Genomic DNA, 18762 nt, shown 5'->3' on the forward strand with positions numbered 1-18762 from the left:
ATGCGCGCCTACCTCGACCTGTTGCGCCACGTCCTCGAGCACGGTACTGAAAAGACCGATCGCACCGGCACCGGCACGCGTAGCGTGTTCGGCTGGCAGATGCGTTTCGATCTCACGGAAGGTTTCCCGCTGGTCACCACCAAGAAGCTGCACCTGAAGTCCATCGTGCATGAGCTGATCTGGTTCCTGCGTGGCGATACCAACATCGCCTACCTGAAGGAACACGGCGTGCGGATCTGGGACGAATGGGCAGATGCGAATGGCGACCTAGGTCCGGTTTACGGCCAGCAGTGGCGTGCGTGGCCGACCGCCGATGGCGGCGTGGTCGACCAGATCCGCTGGGTGGTCGATGAGATCAGGCGCAACCCCGATTCACGTCGGCTGATCGTCAGCGCGTGGAACGTCGGCGAGCTGCCGAAGATGGCACTGCTGCCATGCCACAGCCTGTTCCAGTTCTACGTGGCGGACGGCAAGCTGAGCTGCCAGCTGTACCAGCGCTCGGGCGACATCTTCCTCGGCGTGCCGTTCAACATCGCCAGCTACGCACTGCTCACCCACATGGTGGCGCAGGTGTGCGGGCTCGATGTGGGCGATTTCGTGCACACGCTGGGCGATGCGCACCTGTACAACAACCACGTCGAACAGGCGCGGTTGCAGCTGACCCGTGAACCCGGGCCGCTGCCGCGATTGCAACTCAATCCCGAGGTACGTTCGCTGCTCGATTTCCGCTACGAAGACATCGTCATCGAAGGCTATGCGCCGCTTCCAGCGATCAAGGCCGCCGTCGCCGTGTAGGACACACCCGACTTACTGCGGTCGTGCGCGAAAGGATTTCGCCGCGGCCGCACAAACCCATGCACCGCAAAAATTTGCCACTCGCCAGACCGTCCACAACTGCATGCCAGGCGGCCACGTCATCACCGCTGGGATGCAGCGCATCCTGCTAAGATTCGGGGCATTCGGCAGCGCCATCCGCAGGTGCGGGCCACTCCATCGAACATGCCTTCCAAGGACTTCACATGGCCATTTCGCTGATTGCCGCACTCGACGAAAATTTCGCCATCGGCCGCAAGGGCCAGCTGCCGTGGCATTTGCCGGATGATCTGCGCTGGTTCAAGCAGCTGACCACCGGTAAGAATGTGCTGATGGGCTACAACACTGCAGTATCGATTGGGCGCGCGTTGCCGGATCGGGTCAACCTGGTGCTGTCGCGCCGACATGAGGCACCGTTTCCAGGCCAGATCACGGTGCGTTCAGTGGAAGAGGCGCAGGCCCGCACCGACAACACTGGTTTGATGGTGATCGGCGGTGGCCAGGTATTCGCCGAAGCACTGCCGCGGGCCCGGCGCATGTACCTGACCTGGGTCAGCGCGGCTATCGACGGTGCAGACACGTTTTTCCCCGGCGTGCATTTCAGCGACTGGACCGAGGTCTCCCGTGTGCATCACAAGGTTGATGCCGAGCACGCCTACGACTTCGACATGGTCGAATATCTCCGCAGCAGCTGATGCACGCGCCCGCCGTGCCCAAGCCGGGGGTCATGCATGTGATGGCCGGCGTCATGATCGATGTCGAGGGGCGTGTGCTGCTGGCGCAGCGTCCGGCGGGCAAGCATCTCGCCGGCATGTGGGAATTCCCCGGAGGCAAGCTTGAGCCCGGCGAAGAGCCTTTGGCGGCGCTGGCACGCGAGTTACATGAGGAACTGGGCGTCACTCTGCAGCGCGCTGAGCCATTGATCCGGGTGCCATGCCATTACGTCGATCGCGAATTGCTGCTGGATACGTGGCGGGTTGATCAATGGGAAGGCACGCCACAATCGCGAGAAGGTCAAGCGTTGCAATGGCTTTCGCCAGACCAGGTCGATCCGGCCATTCTCACGCTGGCCGATCGGGCGATTCTGCAGGCAATTCGGCTGCCTGCGCGTTACCCGATCACTCCATCGGACATTTTCCCGGATCAGCGAGGTTCGTTGTTCGGGCGGATCGGTCGTGCGATTGAACGCGGCGAATCGATGCTTCAGTTGCGCTTGCCATTGTGGCCGCGCGAGCTCGTGCATGAATTGGCCATGGCATTGCTGCCGTTGGCGCGACGGCACGGTACGCAATTACTGCTCAATGGCGATATCGACGGTGCGCGCGCGTTAGGTATCGGCGTACAGCTCAAGAGCAACCAGCTGTCCGTGCTGTCAGATCGACCACTGTCGCTGCAACAGGTTGTCGGTGCCAGTTGCCACGATGCGATGCAGTTAAAGCAGGCATCGCACATCGGCGCAGATTTCGCCACGTTGTCGCCGGTGGCCGCCACCCCTGGCCATCCACAGACACCGCCGCTGGGTTGGCCCAGATTCCAGCTGCTGGTCGAAGCCGCTGCGTTACCAGTCTATGCGCTGGGCGGGACAGCTCCCTTGCAAATCACGCTGGCCCGTCAGCATGGTGGGCAGGGTGTAGCCGGGATCCGGGAATTCTGGCAGTAGGGATGCCATGTGGACAGATAGCTTCTGTGAGAACGGCTTCAACGCAATGACTTCCGCGTATCTTCCATACAGGTTCGAACTTGAGGCGCGTTCCTATGGATCGAGGGATTTCGCTGCAGAAGCCAATGCGAGATAACGCTGATGTAGTTCCGCGACAATCTCGTCGAGGACATGTTCGTCACCGCTGTTATCGATCACATCATCGGCCAGCGCGAGCCGTTCGTTGCGAGTGGCCTGATGGGCCAGCATGCGCTGAGCCAGAACCTCATCGATGCCATCGCGTGCCATTAGTCGTGCGATCTGCACTGATTCGGGTGCGTCGACCAGCAGCACACGATCTATCCAGCGATAGTGCTGGATGTTTTCCGCCAGCAGCGGAATCGCCAGGAGACAGTAGGGTCCTCGCTCAGCAAGCACGCGGTCGCGCAGCCATTGGCGCACGCGCGGGTGGATGATTGCCTCCAATGCCTGCCGCGCTGCTGGGTCGGAAAACACGCGCTGGCGCATCGCTGGGCGGTTCAGCCGGCCCGAGGCATCTATTACGTCAGCACCAAAGGTCTCGGTCACGGCAGCCAGTCCGGTCGATCCAGGCGCTATCACTTCGCGGGCAGCCAAGTCGGCATCATGTACATGTACGCCGAGTGCCTCAAAGCGTCGCGCTACTGCTGATTTTCCGGCGGCGATGCCCCCAGTAAGCGCGACAACCATGGCGTGTGACCGCTCGCTCATCGCAGCCCGGTCAGGTGCATATAACCCTGCAATAGGCCTGGTCCAGCGACGAACCAGACCCAGCCCGCGGCGGCTATGAAGGGGCCGAACGGCATCGGAAGCTCGCGTTGGTGTCGTCGCAATACAATCAGACCGCCACCGATCAGGGCACCAATCAGCGAAGACAACAGAATGATCGGCAGCAGCGAGATCGGTCCCATCCACGCACCCAACGCGGCAAGCAGCTTGAAATCGCCGTAGCCCATGCCCTCCTTGCCGGTGAGCAACTTGAACACCCAGTACACGCTCCACAGGCTCAGATAGCCGATGGCTGCACCGATGATCGATGCCGGTGCGGTGACAAACATCGGCAATAGCGCCAGAAGCAGACCTAGCCATAGCAATGGGAGCGTCAGCTGATCAGGTAGCAGTTGAGTGCGGAAATCAATGCCGGACAGCGCGATGAGGGTCCAAGTCAGGAACAGTCCTGCGAGCCCAATCCACGACGGACCGAATTTCCACACAATCACTGCGCTCAACATACCGCTAAGCAGTTCCACCAACGGGTACTGGATCGAGATGCGGGCCTGGCAGTAACGGCAGTGTCCGCGCAATAGCAGCCAGCTGAATAATGGAATATTGTCCAGCGCCGACAACCGGTGTTTGCACTGCGGGCAATGCGAAGGTTCGCGCACGATTCCCGGTGGAGTTGGTGTTACCTCGACCTCGAGTTCCAGCATTTCGCTCGCTTCTTGCCGCCAGCCGGCTGCCATGCGCTCCGGCAACCGCAGGATCACCACGTTGAGAAAACTGCCAACCAGCATGCCGAGCACACCGGCAAAGGCAATCCACACTATGAGTGGCAGGTCGGGCATCATGGGTACTCGCGCAAAGAAAACGCCGCATTATCGCCGCATCACGGCAACAACTGCGGCGTCTTTGGGTTGAAGTGGTGGTCTAGAACGTACCGGCGAGCTTGAAGATCGGCAAATACAATGCAATCACCATGCCGCCGACCAGGGTGCCGAGTACCACCATGATGATCGGTTCGAGCAGGGTAGACAGGGTATCAACGGCGTTGCTGACTTCTTCCTCGTAAAACTCAGCCACCTTGAACAGCATGTTATCCAATGCACCGGATTCCTCGCCGATCGCAGTCATCTGTACCACCATGTTGGGGAACAGTCCGGTCTGCTTCATCGCCAGTTGCAGCTGATGGCCCACTGCAATGTCGTCGCGCATCTGTTTGACTGCATCGCCGTAGACTACGCTACCAGTGGCGCCGGATACTGCATCCAGGGCTTCCACCAACGGCACGCCGGCGTGGAAGGTCACACCGAGGGTGCGTGCGAAGCGGGCGATCGCCGAGTTGCGCACGATGTTGCCCATCACGGGCATCTTGAGTGACATACGATCAAGGAAATGAGCAAATTTCACCGAACGCTTTTTGGCAAAAATAAGGGCGATAACGCCACCAACTACTATGCCGATAATCATCCACCAATAACTCTGCATGAACTTGGAAGCACTGACCAGCAACTGGGTCGGTGCAGGTAGCTGTGCACCTGCGTCGGCGAAGGTCTTCGCAAAGACTGGCACCACAAACAACAACATGATCAGGCAGACCATGAATACTACGACCAATACCATCATCGGGTAGAACAAGGCTTTCTTGATCTTCTTCTTGATTGCTTCCGTACGCTCTTTGTAGGTGGCGACGGTATCAAGCACGGTGTCCAGCACGCCGGAAGTTTCGCCAGCATGGACCAGATTACAGTAGAGTTCATCAAATTGTACTGGGTAACGAGCCAGCGCCTCATGCAGCGCTGCACCGCCTTCGATGTTCTGCTTTACATCCAGCAGAATGTTCTTGAAGCGAATGTTCTTCTGGCCATCGGCGATGATGTCGAAGGACTGCACCATCGGTACACCCGAAGCCATCATGGTGGCAATCTGGCGACTGAAGACGGCAACGTCACCTGGTTTGACCGTGCTGCCCGTGGCGCCGAACAACGGTTTGGAACGTTCTCGCACGGTTTGCGGGTTCATGCCCTGACGGCGTAATTCAGCCTTGACCAGCGAGGCGTTTTTTGCCGGCATGTCGCCTTTCATGCGTTTGCCGCGCTTGTCCAGAGCGACCCACTCGTAGGTGGTCAGCCTGCTGACCTCAGCCCGTTGCGCGCCGAGTGCTTGAGCCTTGTTTGCGTTTGCCTTCGCGGTTGCAGTAGCCGTGGCCATGCGCATCTTCCCCCGGTAGTTCAGTCCAGATCCGCTCAACTTGGCGGCTGACAAATCAGGTACAGCTTATGCTATTTGGCGCCGTCAAACCGTGGCGCCGGACGCAAGTTCAATGCTTCGGATGCTTTAGGCCCATGGGGTTACTCCTTCGTGACCCGATCTATCTCGGTCAGGCTGGTCAGTCCGTTTTTCACCTTGAGCAGGGCCGATGCACGCAAATCATTCACTCCAGCGGAGCGAGCCGCGTCGGCGATTTGAAGCGCATTGCCGCCCTTCAGGATGATTCTCTGGATATCTTCCAGCATTGGCATGACCTGATAGATGCCTACACGCCCTTTGTAGCCCTCGTTGCAACCTTCACAGCCGCCTGCTTCGTAAATGGTCAGGCCGGCGTCGATGTCTGTCTGGGAAAAGCCAGCAGCTAGTAGTACGCCAGGAGGCAGATCCTGTGCTTTCTTGCAGTCGTGCAGCCGTCGAGCCAAGCGCTGGGCGATGATTAGGGTTACCGAGGAGGTGATGTTGTACGGCGCGATGCCCATATTCATCAGTCGTGCGATGGTCTGCGCGGCATCGTTGGTGTGCAGCGTGGACAGCACCATATGGCCGGTTTGCGCTGCTTTGATAGCGATCTCGGCAGTTTCCAGATCGCGGATCTCGCCAACCATGATTACGTCGGGATCCTGGCGTAGGAACGAACGCAATGCGCTGGCAAAAGTCATGCCGCGCTTCACATTCTGCTGCACCTGGTTGATTCCTTCGACGCGAATTTCCACCGGATCTTCTACCGTCGAGATGTTGCGCTCGGCGGTGTTGAGCATGTTCAGGCCGGTATACAGCGACACGGTCTTGCCCGAGCCGGTCGGACCGGTGACCAACACCATGCCATAAGGCTTATGGATCGCGTCGACGTAGAGCTTTTGTTGCTCTGGTTCGTAACCGAGTTTCTCGATGCCGACCTTGGCTGACGAGCCATCTAGGATACGCAACACGATCTTTTCGCCGAACAAGGTCGGCAGCGAACTAACGCGAAAGTCGACCGCGCGAGTTTTGGACAGGTTGAGCTTGATGCGACCGTCTTGGGGTACACGCTTCTCGGCGATATCAAGTTGGGCCATGACCTTCAGGCGCGAGGCAATGCGGGTGGCCATTTTCATCGGCGGGCTGGCTACGGCGCGCAACATGCCGTCCATGCGCAAGCGCACCCGGTACTGGGTTTCGAATGGTTCGAAGTGGATATCGGACGCGCCGCGGCGGATCGCATCAATCAGGATTTTGTTGATGAACTTCACCACCGGCGCATCGTCGTTGGCGTTGGCGTCAATGCCAGTCGACTCGGCTTCTTCGTCACCACCATCCAGATCCAGCCCCTCAAGCTCCTCCCCTCCCATGTCGGGCATGGAGTCGCGCATACTGTTCAGTAGGCTTTCGATTGTCCGTTGCAGGGAGCCGCGTTCGACCAGGATCGGCTCGACCATGCAGTTGGAGTGGAACTTGATCTCGTCCAGCGCATGCGATTGCATCGGGTCGGCGATGCCGACAAACAGCCGCTTGCCGCGACGGAACAGCGGCAGCGCTTGGTGCTTGGTCATCAGCGGTTCGCTGATCAGATCGAGCGGTAAAGTGGCGGCATTTAGGCTGTTCACGTCGATCATCGGCATACCGAACTCGGCCGAGGCAATCTGCGTCAACTGAGTACTGTCGACCAGGTTGTGGTCCAGCAGCCATGCCGCCAGCGTGGCCTTGTTCTGACTGCTGTCGGCCATGGCTTTGCGGACATCGGCTTCCGGCAGCACACCTTCAGACACCAGTCGGCGCGCCATGCCGGACAGACCCGCGAGCGACGGTTGCAATTGGGATGACATATGCTAACTCGACCCTGCCCCTGTATGTGGTTGAATCTACCGCAGATCGGCTCGCAGGTCATCTGCATATCGTCAGGATGTTTTGTGATGGCGCAATGCACAATATAGAGCTTCATGCGACAGTGCACAGCTGAGTCTGTCCGCATTCAAGCCGAGTGGCGCGCGCTCGCAACGTGCTGGAACGATGCAAATTACGATATTTTTGACTTTCCGACTTTCCTGAATAGTCCATGGCAGTCGCGACTGGTGCAGCTCACAAGCTGGAGGCGTACTCAGGCAATGCGGATTCAGCAATAGCATGCAGTTCATTCCATGCCTTAATTGCTGTTGCCAATGTCCAGTGCCGAGAGATGCCATGTAACCGCAGGATCTGCTACCTGACTGGGTGTGAAGCTTCCGGCAAGCCGCCGTCTGGCCTTCACGCTATGATTCACTTTCACTTCGGGAACCGTCCATTGAGCCACCTGAGCATCATCCTCCCAGCCAAGAACGAGGCGCCTGCGCTGACCACATTGCTACCACGCCTGCGAGATGCGCAGCCCGCGGCCGAGATCATCGTGGTCGACGACGGTTCCACCGATGATACTCTGGCGATCTGCGCCAGCCACGATGTTCAATGCCTCTCCTCGCCGTATTCGATGGGTAACGGTGCAGCGATCAAGCGTGGTGCCCGTGCCAGCGGCGGCGACATTCTGGTGTTCATGGACGGCGACGGTCAGCACGATCCAGCTGACATTGTTCGATTGCTGGAGAAGCTGGAGCAGGGCTATGACATGGTGGTTGGTGCCCGCGGGTGGGGCAGCCAGGCTGGCGTCGGCCGCGGTCTAGCCAATACGCTGTACAACTGGCTGGCCACCCGAATGACCGGTCACGAGGTTGCCGATCTCACCTCCGGCTTTCGCGTGGTACGCGCGAATAAGTTTCGCGAATTCCTGCACCTGCTACCGAATGGTTTCAGCTATCCCACAACTAGCACCATGGCTTTCTTCCGGAGTGCCTATCCGGTTGCCTACGTGCCGATCAAGGCCGCTCAACGAATCGGCAAAAGCCACATAAAGCCGCTGCGCGACGGCCTGCGCTTCCTGCTGATCATCTTCAAGATCGCTACGTTGTACTCGCCGCTAAAGTTGTTTGTGCCCACCAGTGTGGTGTTCTTCCTGCTCGGCTGCACGAACTATGCTTGGACCTTCGTGCACGACGGTAGACTTACCAATGGCAGTACGCTGTTGTGGAGCGCGGCGGTGATCGTGTTCCTTATCGGGCTGGTGTCTGAGCAGATCACTGCGCTCACCTATCGTCGTGACATTTGAAGTCGCGTATTGAGGCGCCCAGTGTCCGTTGCAATATTTCCCAATGGATATGCCCGGTCTTTTGTGGCACGAGGGGCCTCAACAAGCCGTGTTGAGCCGTAAACAATGCCTGAAGATCAGCTTCAGGATGCCAGTGCCAGCCAACTTCGCGACGCTTCACCATGGCGGTCAGAAGACATGACGCAAAAATGCAGTTATCTGGAGACTTTGATGAAGCGAGCATTGATTACCGGGGTCACCGGACAAGATGGCGCCTATCTGGCGGAGTTTCTGCTCGCGAAAGGTTACGAAGTACATGGTATTAAGCGTCGTGCTTCGTTGTTCAATACGTCGCGGATCGATCACCTCTATCGGGATCCGCACGAATCGGACATACGCTTCTTTCTACACCACGGTGATCTGACCGACTCTTCCAATCTGACCCGCATCATTCAACAGACCCAACCTGACGAGATCTACAACCTCGGTGCGCAAAGTCATGTCGCGGTCTCCTTCGAGGAGCCCGAGTACACAGCCGACACCAATGCGTTGGGTCCATTGCGCATACTCGAGGCCATGCGCATCCTTGGAATGGAGAAAAGCACGCGCTTCTATCAGGCTTCCACATCGGAGCTCTATGGTCTCGTGAGGGAGACGCCGCAACGGGAGAGCACGCCGTTTCACCCGAGATCTCCATACGCGATAGCCAAGCTCTACGCTTACTGGACAACGATTAACTATCGAGAGGCCTATGGTGTTTATGCTTGCAATGGCATCCTATTCAATCATGAGTCACCCGTGCGCGGCGAAAATTTCGTTTCCCGGAAGATCACCCGTGCGTTGACTCGTATCAAGTTGGGACTGCAGGATCGTCTCTATCTTGGAAATCTCAATGCATTGCGCGACTGGGGCCATGCCCGCGACTATGTTGAGATGCAGTGGTTGATGTTGCAGCAGGACGAGCCGGGTGACTTCGTCATTGCAACCGGCATACAACACACGGTACGGGATTTCATCAACGCCGCTGCCGCCCAGCTCGACATGTCCATACGTTGGCAAGGTACCGGTCTGGAGGAAAGAGGCTATGACCAGAACGATCACTGCATCATCGAGGTCGACCCGCGCTATTTCCGTCCGGCTGAAGTCGAATCCCTCCTCGGTGATGCATCAAGAGCCCGCGAGAAGCTTGGCTGGGTTCCGCGAACTACATTTGAAGAACTGGTAGCCGAAATGGTGCACGAAGATCTGCGTTCCGCTCAACGCGATGATCTGGCTCGGCGCCACGGTTTCCACACCAATCAATTCCACGAGTAGCGGCGCGGTGCGGTTGAGCTGGAATCTTCTGGCGGCCTTTACAGGGTCCGCTTGGACGGCGATCGTTGGCGTGCTGGCGACCCCGTTCTATCTTCACTTCCTCGGCATTGAGTCTTACGGGCTCATCGGCTTCTTCACGACCCTGTTGACCCTGGTGCAGCTGCTTGACTTGGGCATCTCACCAACCATGAATCGCGAGGTGGCGCGCCATGCTGCGGCTGCCGACGCACCCCGGTTGCGCCATCTGTTTCGGTCGCTGGAATTGCTGTATTGGATCGTTGCATTATTTCTGGCCGTGGTGCTGGTGCTGGCGGCGGGCTGGATAGGGCAGCATTGGCTGCAGTCGGCACACCTCGGGATGACAGACGTCGTGCATGCTGTCATGTTGATGGGGCTCGTGGTTGCCACGCGCTGGCCAATAGGCCTGTATTCCGGATGCCTTATGGGTGCGCAGCGGCTCGCGTTTGTGAGCGGACTGAGCATCGCGATGGTGACGCTTGGTGCGTTCGGCAGCATTGTCGTGCTCGCCTTCGTTTCACCCACCATCAAAGCTTTCTTTCTGTGGCAGGTAGTGGTCAGTCTGGTTCATGTAGTTCTCATACGCGGACTCGCTTGGAAGGCGGTGGGGGGGCGACAAGGCGCGAGCTTCAAGCTTGCCGAACTGTATCGCATCTGGCGCTTCTCGGCAGGAGTGGGTGCCATTGCGGTTACCGGTGTGTTCCTGATGCAGTTCGACAAGGTGTTGCTCAGCAGATTGGTTGGCCTCGGCGCATATGGGCGCTACATGCTGGCCACGCTGTTGGCGAGCGGGTTGTATCTCATGGCGACACCAATGTTCAATGCACTCTACCCGCGGTTTTCAGCGCTGGTGGCGAAAGGTCAGGTTGAGCGGTTGGTGGAACTCTACGGACTCGCCACGCGGCTACTCGCCACGCTAGCGTTTTCTCTTGCTTTTGGGGTGTCCATGCACGCTGAAGCATTGATTCGCCTGTGGACGCATGATGCGTTGCTTTCAGCGCAAGTGGCACCGATCGCCTCGATTCTGATTCTCGCCGCGGCGCTGCATGGTGTGCTTTTTCTCCAGTACGCGCTGCAATTGGCGTATGGCAAGGCTCGGTTGGCGCTACTTCTCAACGCCGTACTCCTCGTCATCTATGTGCCATTGTCAATCTTCCTGACGCTTGCACATGCCGAATCAGGTGCCGCCATCGCATGGTTGCTGATGCAATTTGTCTATCTTGGATTGGGCACATTCGCAACACATCGTTACTTGCTCGGAGGATACGCGGCTCATTGGTTGCTCCGGGACGTCGGGATTCCGCTATGCGCGTCCCTGGCTGCAGTATGGATTATGGGTGGAATCGAGCCGTACGGCGTGGTTGGCTACCGGGGGCTGATCTGGGCAGGTGTTACCATTGTGATAGGCATGTCGCTGTCGCTGGTGTTCTCGCCCGATCTACGCTCCTCCCTGCACGAAAATCTTCAACTAAAAAAGAACAGAGCTTGAGTCCTCGGGAGTATGCACAGCGTGTTGAAGAGTATTGCCAACTATCTGGCGGATAATCGGGATCGCCAACGAATTGCCATAGCCTTGGCCAAAGGTGGCGCCATGAGGCAGGCACGTCAGATTGATCTGACCAATCCAGCGACGTGGGAATTTTCCGGTTTCAGTCAGAATGGCGAAGATGGAATCATCGAGGTGTTACGCCGACAGCTGCGTTCCTCCAATCGTAGCTTCCTGGAGATTGGATCTGCCAATGGCGTGGAGAACAACTCCGCTTGGTTGGTCGTGGCTGAGCGCTATGAAGGCCTGATGATCGAGGGTAATCCACGACTTGCCGCGCGTGCACAGCGCAACGTGGTGGGTTACAGCATCGGTACCCAGTGTCGTGCCATCTTTGTGACGACCGATTCCGTTCCGGAGATTATTGGCGCCATTCCGTATCCGGATCCCGACGTATTCTCGCTCGATATTGATGGCAATGATTATCACATTGCACGTGGAATGATGAATGGCGGATTGCGACCACGTATCGTCGTCGTGGAATACAATTCCGTCTATGGACAGGAGCGTAGCCTAAGCGTCACGTATCGATCTGATTTCTCAATGAAAGGCGCGCATCCATCGGAATTGTATTACGGTGTTTCAATCACCGGCTGGCGTCGTTTTTTCGAGGGTCACGGTTACCGTTTTGTGACCGTAGATCGCAACGGTGTTAATGCATTCTTCGTCGACCCTCAGTATTTCGATACCTCGTTCCTCGATGGCATTCATGGATTGGATTTCGCCGAGAATCGCTACCAACTCCGGAAATTCGGAATTCCCAGCGAACAACAATTCCTGTTGATTGCCGACCAGAATTTCATTTCCATTTAATCCCATGACAGTCAACGGCGAATCATCCGTGGAGTGCGCTGTCGGGTCATCTGTGGAAGGTGGGACACAGATAGTGCGGCTTTCCATTTGCATCGCGACCTACAATCGGGCGCGATTCATCGAGCGTACCCTCGACTCGATCCTTGGGCAGATGCAACCGGGCGTGGAGTTGTTGGTCGTGGACGGTGCCTCGCCCGATGATACGCGTGAGGTGATGGCGAGCTATATCGGGCGACACCCAGATATTCGCTACTATCGAGAGGAAGTAAATTCCGGTGTCGATGGCGATTATGACAAGGCTGTTTCGTACGCCCGAGGAGGCTACTGCTGGCTCATGACCGATGACGATCTGCTCAAGCCCGGTGCGGTGCAGGTTGTGCTCAATACCATCGAGAGTGGTCCCGATCTCGTCGTGCTCAACTCGGAAGTGCGCAATGCGGATTTCTCGGCCGTTTTGACCCCACGATTCATCCAGCTGGAGCGCGACAAATCCTATCGGGCGACCGATCTGGATGTGCTGTTTGCTGAGACAGCGGGTGCTCTCAGCTTCATCGGTTGCGTGGTAATACGGCGTGCCGCCTGGCTGGCCAGAGTACGTGAGAGCTATCTGGGGACATTGTTCATTCATGTTGGCGTGATATTCCAGGCTCCTGCGCTCGATGACGTACGGGTCGTCGCCGAACCACAGATCTCGATTCGCTATGGCAATGCCATGTGGACATCAAGGGGATTTGAGATATGGATGTTCAAGTGGCCGGATCTGCTCTGGTCATTTACGCAGATAGCGGAACACAGCAGGAGCACCGTGTCCGCACGTGAACCCTGGCGTCAGCTGCGCAAGTTATTGTTGTATCGCGCCATCGGTGGTTACGATCGCGCCGAATATCGGCGCTCCATCCAAAGCCGGGTCTCAGGTATCCGCCGGTTGCTCCCCAAATTCATCGCCATGTTGCCAGCGAAGTGGGCGAATGCGCTTGCCAGCGTGTACTGCGGGCTGTTTGCCCAGCGCGCACGCACCAATCTGTACGACCTGGTTCGCAGTGAAAATGCATCCTGGATAACGCGATTGGCGGCCCGAATTGCAGGACTCGGCCCCTGATGCGTACGGCGCTCATTACCGGCATTACCGGACAGGACGGTGGCTACCTCGCGCGGCATCTGCTGGCTAGCGGCTGGAAGGTGCTGGGCACCACGCGAAATCTCCGCGATCAGCTGGTGCTGCCTGATATCCCCGGTGCAGTGACGCTGATCGATTGGGATATGCGCGATGCGCGCGCCATGGCTGCCGCACTGTCGCAGTACAAGCCGAGCGCCATCTACAATCTCGCTGCGCGATCGAGCGGAGCGGGTATGTTCGATGAGCCAGTCGAGACCAGCGAGGACAATGGCATCGCTGTGACGTGTCTGCTTGAGGCCATTCGCATGACAGATTCCGCTATCCGTTTCTGTCAAGCGTCGAGCAGCGAAATGTTCGGTCGCGTGGAGGATGGCATGCAGACCGAGCGCACAGCTTTCCGGCCGCGCTCGCCCTATGGTGCAGCCAAGCTCTATGCGCACACCATGGTCGACATTTATCGCAGGCATCACGGTCTGTTCGCCTGCTCGGCGATCCTCTACAACCATGAGAGCCCACGTCGCAGCGAAGACTTCGTTACTGGGAAGATAGCGCGTGGCGTGGCGCGGATCAGGCTGGGACTTTCCGGTGGGTTGAAGCTGGGCAATCTCAACGCTCGGCGCGATTGGGGATATGCGCCGGACTACATGGAGGCGATGTATCTGATGCTGGAGCAGCCCGCGGCCGATGACTATGTCATAGCAACGGGCGAAACCCATGCTGTACGTGAGTTCTGCGACATCGCGTTTCGTCATGTGGGGCTGGACTATCGGGATCACGTAAGCGACGATCCCGCCGGTCACCGCAGAGCTGCGGAAATGCCCCTGTGTGGTGACGCCGGCAAGGCGCTGCGCGTTCTTGGCTGGCGGCCGCGCACACAATTTGCGGATATGGTGCGCCTGATGGTGGATGACGCACTGCGGTTCTACGCCACAACAGACAGTGTACAAACAGGACAGGAACGCGATGCCCGCTAAGATCAATGGCTGCAGGGTGTGCGGCAACCAGAATCTGGTTCAAGTGCTCGACCTTGGCGAACAGATGCTCACCGGGGTATTTCCGCGCACCCGGGATGCCTCAGTCACGATTGGCCCGCTACGCCTGGTGAAATGCATGGGCGATCAGACTTGCGGATTGCTGCAGCTGGAACACTCTTTCGATCTCGGGGAGATGTACGGCGACAACTACGGGTATCGTTCCGGCCTCAACCAGAGCATGGTGCTGCATCTGCGCGAGAAAGTCCGTCGCATCGCTCATTGGGTGGATCTGCACGAGGGCGATCTGGTACTGGATATTGGCAGCAACGACGGCACCACCTTGGCGGCCTACCCAGCAGCAAGGCTGGATTTGCTCGGCATCGATCCCACTGCGGGAAAATTTCGCGAGTACTACCCAGATCATGTGGATCTGGTGGCGGACTTCTTCTCGGCCGCCGTGGTGCAGGCAAGTCGCCCCGGCAAGCAGGCGAGGGTGGTCACTTCATTCTCGATGCTCTATGACCTGGAATCGCCGCTGCAATTCATGCGGGAGATTCACGAGGTGCTGGCCGACGATGGTGTCTGGGTGTTCGAACAGAGCTACATGCCAGCGATGCTGGAGATGAATGCGTATGACACGGTCTGCCATGAGCACCTGGAATACTACGCATTGCACCAGGTGAAGTGGATGGCCGACCGGGCCGGTTTCCGAATCATCGACGTCGAATTCAACGATATCAACGGAGGGAGCTTTTCGGTGACGGTCGCCAAGACGGCATCCGGGCTGCCCGAGAGCAACGATCTTGTACGTGTGTTGCAGCACGAGGTCGAACTGGGACTCGATACGCTGGCGCCCTACCAGGCCTTCGCGGCGCGGGTTGCGGCATCCCGACAGGAACTGCGGGATTTTACCGATCAGGCCCACCGCGAAGGTCGCACGCTGGCCGCGTTGGGCGCGTCGACCAAGGGCAACGTATTGCTTCAGTATTGTGGCCTCGACTCCGGCGCGGTTGCCGTGGTCGGCGAGGTCAATCCGGAAAAGTATGGCTGCTATACGCCAGGCACGTGGATACCGATTCGACCGGAGTCAGAAGTTCTCGCCTCGAAGCCCGATTATCTCGTCGTGCTGCCTTGGCACTTCCGGGCTTTCTTCCTTGGGAATGCCCGATTTGCCGGAATGCGGCTGTTGTTCCCATTGCCAAGACTCGAGGTCGTCCAGGTTGCAGAGGTCGGCGAATGAGTTGGTCGGCAGGTTGCATGCCTGAGTTTCAGCGTGTTTGGGTCAATGCACGGATCGCATTCCGCGGGAGACCCTGAGTGAGCCATGTCCCTGCTTCGCCGCAGATCGAGGGATCATCCGGTGCAAATGTTGCTGCAATGAATGCCATTACGCGCGCTATCTGTTTCTACCTTCCGCAGTTTCATCCCATACCCGAGAACGATCTCTGGTGGGGTGACGGCTTTACGGAATGGGCTAATGTGGCTTCGGCGACGCCCCGCTTCAAAGGACACTACCAGCCGCATTTGCCTGGCGCGCTGGGTTTCTACGACCTGCGCCTGGAAGAAGCCCGGATTGCGCAGGCGGCCTTGGCCGAGCGCTTTGGCATTCATGGCTTCTGCTACTACCACTATTGGTTCTCGGGACGACGCCTGCTTGGCCGTCCGCTGGACGAGATGCTCGCTTCGGGCAAGCCGGATTTTCCGTTTTGTCTGTGCTGGGCGAATGAGACCTGGTCTCGGACCTGGAGTGGTCGTGAGCACGATGTACTGATTCGTCAGGAGTATTCGAACGAGGACCATGACCAGCACATTGCGTGGCTGGCCCGGGTATTCGACGATCGCCGCTATATCCGGGTCAACGGTCGCCCACTGTTCCTGATCTATCGGCCCGAGAGCATTCCCGAGCTTGCGAAGGTGCTGGATGAATGGAAGAACTACTGCAGGAGGGAGGGCTCGGCGGAACCCTTCTTCTGTGCGGTAAGCACCGGTTTCTCGACGCTTGACGACGAGGCGATGCTCGCATCGGGCTTCGATGCCATCGTGAACTTCGAACCGAACCGTCAGCATTTTCCTGCTGCCAGGAATGCGACCGGCCATGCCGTGTCGCTGGCCCGGCGGGTATTGCCGCGGCGCTGGTACGACGCGCTGCGTAACAGTAAGTGGCTGGCACAGGGGCACCTCAACACTGTGGTCAACTACGAGGGCTACGTCGATGCCAGCATCGAGAGGGTGCCATCGCGCACGCCGACGTTTCCTTGTGTGTTCCCTTCATGGGATAACAGCGCCAGAAAGGTGGCCGCGACGATCATCCAGAACCACTCACCGATTCAATACGCGCGCTGGCTGGAGGATGCGCTCGGTCGTGTTTCCTCGTACCCGCCTGAGTCACGACTGGTGTTCATCAATGCGTGGAATGAATGGGCTGAAGGATGTCACCTTGAGCCTGATAGCAAGCACGGTGCGGTATTTTTGGAGGCTACCAAAGAGTGCCTTGACAGACATGCCCGGTCTATTTTGAAGGATTAGAGGTGCAAGTGACATGGCCGTGTGTTACCTGCCGACGCCTACACCGGACATGAGGCGGGATCTTTGTTTGGAGCAATGCGCGAGTCGAATTTCATCACTTCGTCAGTACGAATGTACATTGGGTGATGCTCGACTGCTCTTGAAAGAACTCGCAGCGGCGGAAGCCGAGCGAACTGTACTTCTCCCGCATCCATTGCTCGGGTATCCACGTTTCCCCGTAGAAATCCTCGGTCAACTCGCCGCCGCCACCCGTGGGGAAGAACTGGAACAGGCCATCGTCATAACGTTGCTCGACCTGATCAAGGCTGGCGCGCGATGTGATTTGCTCATGCACGTTGCCGCGTCGAAGCAGCTTGTAGATGAAGCCGAGTCGTTTGTGCAGGCGGAGTCTTTCGATTTGCCATTTGCCGCGGGTCGTGAAGATCAAGGTTCCACCCGGCACCAGCAGTTCGCCGAGATGCTGGATCCAGCCGATGCAAGCTTTCTCGCTGAGATGGGAGAATACGGAAAACGCTATGCAACAGTCCGCGGAGGCCATTTCCAGCGGCAGCGGCGGTTGCGCATTGGTATGCACCACATTGAAAGGGGGCTTCAAGCTGCGTGCGCACTCGACTGCATCGCTGAGACAGTCAAGTAGTAGCAGGCGGTCGGCATCCACTTCTCTCAAGAAAAAGCGCGTGACACGACCCCAGCCACCCCCGAAGTCAACCAACCTGTAGCGCGCAATGCTGGCCGTCGGCATATGCCGGAGCGCGAACTTGTAGAAATCAAATGCCTGTCTCAGGTTGGCTTTGCCGTGCATGCCAGTGAAACGCACTTGTACATTCGGAGGTGGTAACCCTGGGATATCGATTGTTGACTTTTCCCTGTATGTGCGTGGGTCAAGGTTCGCGGCCAGCCACTGTTCGTCCGAAAGGGTGTTCATACCTTGGATTTTCCTTATGGATGAAGCGGCAGAGCTGCCGACGATTGATTTTGACAGATTGGACTGACGGCAGGAAACCGAAGTCGCATATACGACGGGTCAGCTGGCAGCGCTGTGACCAGGCGCGTAGTCGGATGCATTGGATAGGCTTCCATCAATCAATAGTTTTGCCTGCGAGACATATAATCCGGGTTTGATGACTTCCGAGTTGCCTGGTGTTCGATCAGGCAATCCGGCTGCAAACGGACAATTCCATGCGCCGAATCAGAACAATTGCTAAGTACATCAGACGAACGCCATGCCACCCGCAGTGGCTGCTTCCACTACAGACGTTGAGATCGGACACTGCCGGATTAGCCGGCAAGGTACTCGATGTGGGCTGTGCAGATCGGTGGGTCGAATCCCGCTGCTTGGCAGGTACCCAATACATCGGCCTGGATTTGCCGGTGACGGGGAAGGGGCTGTATGCGGCGGTACCCGACATATTTGCCGATGCGGCAAGGTTGCCGTTGATTGACGCAAGCATCGACGCTGTCGTTTGCCTGGAAGTGCTGGAACATGTCAGTCACCCGCAGGCTGCATTGGCCGAGTTTGCCAGGGTGTTGAAGCCGGGAGGCGTGATGATCTTCAGCATGCCGTTCATGTATCCGATCCATGACGCGCCGTATGATTTTCAGCGTTTGACGGAATATGGATTGCGGCGCGATCTCGACGCTGCCGGGTTCGACATAGTCCGTATGGAAAAGCTGGGGCATGCAGTGCATGCAGCGGCGTTGCTGCTTTGCCTCGCCCTCGTCGGCGGACTTTACGAGCGGCGGAGATGGTTCGACTACCTGCGAATGCCCTTGGTTGCACTGGGTGTGCTGACCGTCAATGTGTTCGCAAGTGTGGTTTCATGGGTGACACCGGACTGGAGCGCGCTGGGTTCGGGATATGAGATTCATGCGCGACGGCGCTGA

Annotated in this window: 17 protein-coding genes; 12 read left to right on the plus strand and 5 right to left on the minus strand. The window is 57.9% G+C overall.

Going from position 1 to position 18762, the window contains the following annotated elements; genetic code table 11:
* The 3 genes from B0E51_RS03045 to B0E51_RS03055 all read left to right on the plus strand — a co-directional run bounded on the left by B0E51_RS03045 (position 1) and on the right by B0E51_RS03055 (position 2473).
* Entirely contained in the window at positions 1–795 is a 795-nt protein-coding gene (locus B0E51_RS03045; RefSeq protein ID WP_077443380.1) for a thymidylate synthase, read from the plus strand.
* Between the two features lie 224 nt (positions 796–1019).
* Positions 1020–1508: a dihydrofolate reductase gene (locus B0E51_RS03050; protein ID WP_077443381.1), complete on the plus strand. Its 489-nt coding sequence runs from the start codon at positions 1020–1022 to the stop codon at positions 1506–1508.
* Positions 1508–2473 (plus strand): Nudix family hydrolase, encoded by a 966-nt coding sequence (locus B0E51_RS03055; protein WP_254424383.1) that lies wholly within the window; start codon positions 1508–1510, stop codon positions 2471–2473. The genes B0E51_RS03050 and B0E51_RS03055 overlap by 1 nt, the downstream gene beginning before the upstream one ends.
* 93 nt (positions 2474–2566) lie before the next feature.
* Here the strand turns inward: B0E51_RS03055 and coaE are convergent, their stop codons facing one another.
* The 4 genes from coaE to pilB form a co-directional block, all read right to left on the minus strand.
* Entirely contained in the window at positions 2567–3202 is a 636-nt protein-coding gene (gene coaE, locus B0E51_RS03060; RefSeq protein WP_077443382.1) for a dephospho-CoA kinase, read from the minus strand.
* Positions 3199–4056 (minus strand): A24 family peptidase, encoded by an 858-nt coding sequence (locus B0E51_RS03065; RefSeq protein WP_077443642.1) that lies wholly within the window; start codon positions 4054–4056, stop codon positions 3199–3201. Before B0E51_RS03065 ends, coaE begins: the two co-directional genes overlap by 4 nt.
* 82 nt (positions 4057–4138) lie before the next feature.
* The gene (locus B0E51_RS03070) at positions 4139–5419 is read right to left on the minus strand and encodes a type II secretion system F family protein (protein WP_077443643.1); all 1281 of its coding nucleotides are present in this window, start codon (positions 5417–5419) and stop codon (positions 4139–4141) included.
* Between the two features lie 140 nt (positions 5420–5559).
* The gene (gene pilB, locus B0E51_RS03075) at positions 5560–7281 is read right to left on the minus strand and encodes a type IV-A pilus assembly ATPase PilB (RefSeq protein WP_077443383.1); all 1722 of its coding nucleotides are present in this window, start codon (positions 7279–7281) and stop codon (positions 5560–5562) included.
* Positions 7282–7736: 455 nt separating this feature from the next.
* Here pilB and B0E51_RS03080 point away from each other — a divergent pair, with 455 nt between their 5' ends.
* The 8 genes from B0E51_RS03080 to B0E51_RS03115 all read left to right on the plus strand — a co-directional run bounded on the left by B0E51_RS03080 (position 7737) and on the right by B0E51_RS03115 (position 16878).
* On the plus strand, positions 7737–8591 hold the full coding sequence (locus tag B0E51_RS03080) for a glycosyltransferase family 2 protein (RefSeq protein ID WP_077443384.1): 855 nt from the start codon (positions 7737–7739) through the stop codon (positions 8589–8591).
* Positions 8592–8801: 210 nt separating this feature from the next.
* Positions 8802–9884 carry a GDP-mannose 4,6-dehydratase gene (gmd, locus tag B0E51_RS03085; RefSeq protein WP_217333059.1) on the plus strand — a complete coding sequence of 361 codons (1083 nt, stop codon included), beginning with the start codon at positions 8802–8804 and terminating at the stop codon, positions 9882–9884.
* The gene (locus B0E51_RS03090; RefSeq protein ID WP_077443385.1) at positions 9835–11391 is read left to right on the plus strand and encodes an oligosaccharide flippase family protein; all 1557 of its coding nucleotides are present in this window, start codon (positions 9835–9837) and stop codon (positions 11389–11391) included. The genes gmd and B0E51_RS03090 overlap by 50 nt, the downstream gene beginning before the upstream one ends.
* Positions 11392–11412: 21 nt before the next feature.
* Complete coding sequence (locus B0E51_RS19625) at positions 11413–12261, plus strand: hypothetical protein (protein WP_217333056.1); 849 nt, start codon at positions 11413–11415, stop codon at positions 12259–12261.
* Positions 12262–12334: 73 nt separating this feature from the next.
* Positions 12335–13360, plus strand: coding sequence for a glycosyltransferase family 2 protein (locus B0E51_RS03100; RefSeq protein WP_254424384.1), 1026 nt, complete (start codon positions 12335–12337; stop codon positions 13358–13360).
* A complete protein-coding gene (locus tag B0E51_RS03105) occupies positions 13360–14352 on the plus strand; it encodes a GDP-mannose 4,6-dehydratase (RefSeq protein WP_077443387.1) in 993 nt (330 codons plus the stop codon). Before B0E51_RS03100 ends, B0E51_RS03105 begins: the two co-directional genes overlap by 1 nt.
* Entirely contained in the window at positions 14342–15592 is a 1251-nt protein-coding gene (locus B0E51_RS03110; RefSeq protein ID WP_077443388.1) for a class I SAM-dependent methyltransferase, read from the plus strand. Before B0E51_RS03105 ends, B0E51_RS03110 begins: the two co-directional genes overlap by 11 nt.
* 77 nt (positions 15593–15669) lie before the next feature.
* The gene (locus B0E51_RS03115; RefSeq protein WP_254424385.1) at positions 15670–16878 is read left to right on the plus strand and encodes a glycoside hydrolase family 99-like domain-containing protein; all 1209 of its coding nucleotides are present in this window, start codon (positions 15670–15672) and stop codon (positions 16876–16878) included.
* A 94-nt stretch (positions 16879–16972) separates the two neighbouring features.
* Here B0E51_RS03115 and B0E51_RS03120 read toward each other — a convergent pair whose 3' ends face one another.
* Entirely contained in the window at positions 16973–17803 is an 831-nt protein-coding gene (locus B0E51_RS03120; protein ID WP_077443390.1) for a class I SAM-dependent methyltransferase, read from the minus strand.
* Between the two features lie 254 nt (positions 17804–18057).
* Between B0E51_RS03120 and B0E51_RS03125 the strand changes: the two genes are divergently transcribed.
* Positions 18058–18762 (plus strand): class I SAM-dependent methyltransferase, encoded by a 705-nt coding sequence (locus B0E51_RS03125; RefSeq protein ID WP_143525773.1) that lies wholly within the window; start codon positions 18058–18060, stop codon positions 18760–18762.

The organism is Rhodanobacter sp. C05, assembly GCF_002001165.1.
Classification (GTDB): Bacteria; Pseudomonadota; Gammaproteobacteria; order Xanthomonadales; family Rhodanobacteraceae; genus Rhodanobacter.

Bases quoted from the DNA above. Each gene is read 5' to 3' on its own strand.
- pilB (WP_077443383.1), bottom strand. From the start codon at position 7,281: ATGTCATCCCAATTGCAACCGTCGCTCGCGGGTCTGTCCGGCATGGCG.
- B0E51_RS03110 (WP_077443388.1), top strand. From the start codon at position 14,342: ATGCCCGCTAAGATCAATGGCTGCAGGGTGTGCGGCAACCAGAATCTG.
- B0E51_RS03125 (WP_143525773.1), top strand. From the start codon at position 18,058: ATGCGCCGAATCAGAACAATTGCTAAGTACATCAGACGAACGCCATGC.
- coaE (WP_077443382.1), bottom strand. From the start codon at position 3,202: ATGAGCGAGCGGTCACACGCCATGGTTGTCGCGCTTACTGGGGGCATC.
- B0E51_RS03045 (WP_077443380.1), top strand. From the start codon at position 1: ATGCGCGCCTACCTCGACCTGTTGCGCCACGTCCTCGAGCACGGTACT.
- B0E51_RS03070 (WP_077443643.1), bottom strand. From the start codon at position 5,419: ATGGCCACGGCTACTGCAACCGCGAAGGCAAACGCAAACAAGGCTCAA.
- B0E51_RS03120 (WP_077443390.1), bottom strand. From the start codon at position 17,803: ATGAACACCCTTTCGGACGAACAGTGGCTGGCCGCGAACCTTGACCCA.
- B0E51_RS03050 (WP_077443381.1), top strand. From the start codon at position 1,020: ATGGCCATTTCGCTGATTGCCGCACTCGACGAAAATTTCGCCATCGGC.
- B0E51_RS03055 (WP_254424383.1), top strand. From the start codon at position 1,508: ATGCACGCGCCCGCCGTGCCCAAGCCGGGGGTCATGCATGTGATGGCC.
- B0E51_RS03090 (WP_077443385.1), top strand. From the start codon at position 9,835: ATGATCTGGCTCGGCGCCACGGTTTCCACACCAATCAATTCCACGAGT.
- gmd (WP_217333059.1), top strand. From the start codon at position 8,802: ATGAAGCGAGCATTGATTACCGGGGTCACCGGACAAGATGGCGCCTAT.
- B0E51_RS03105 (WP_077443387.1), top strand. From the start codon at position 13,360: ATGCGTACGGCGCTCATTACCGGCATTACCGGACAGGACGGTGGCTAC.
- B0E51_RS03065 (WP_077443642.1), bottom strand. From the start codon at position 4,056: ATGCCCGACCTGCCACTCATAGTGTGGATTGCCTTTGCCGGTGTGCTC.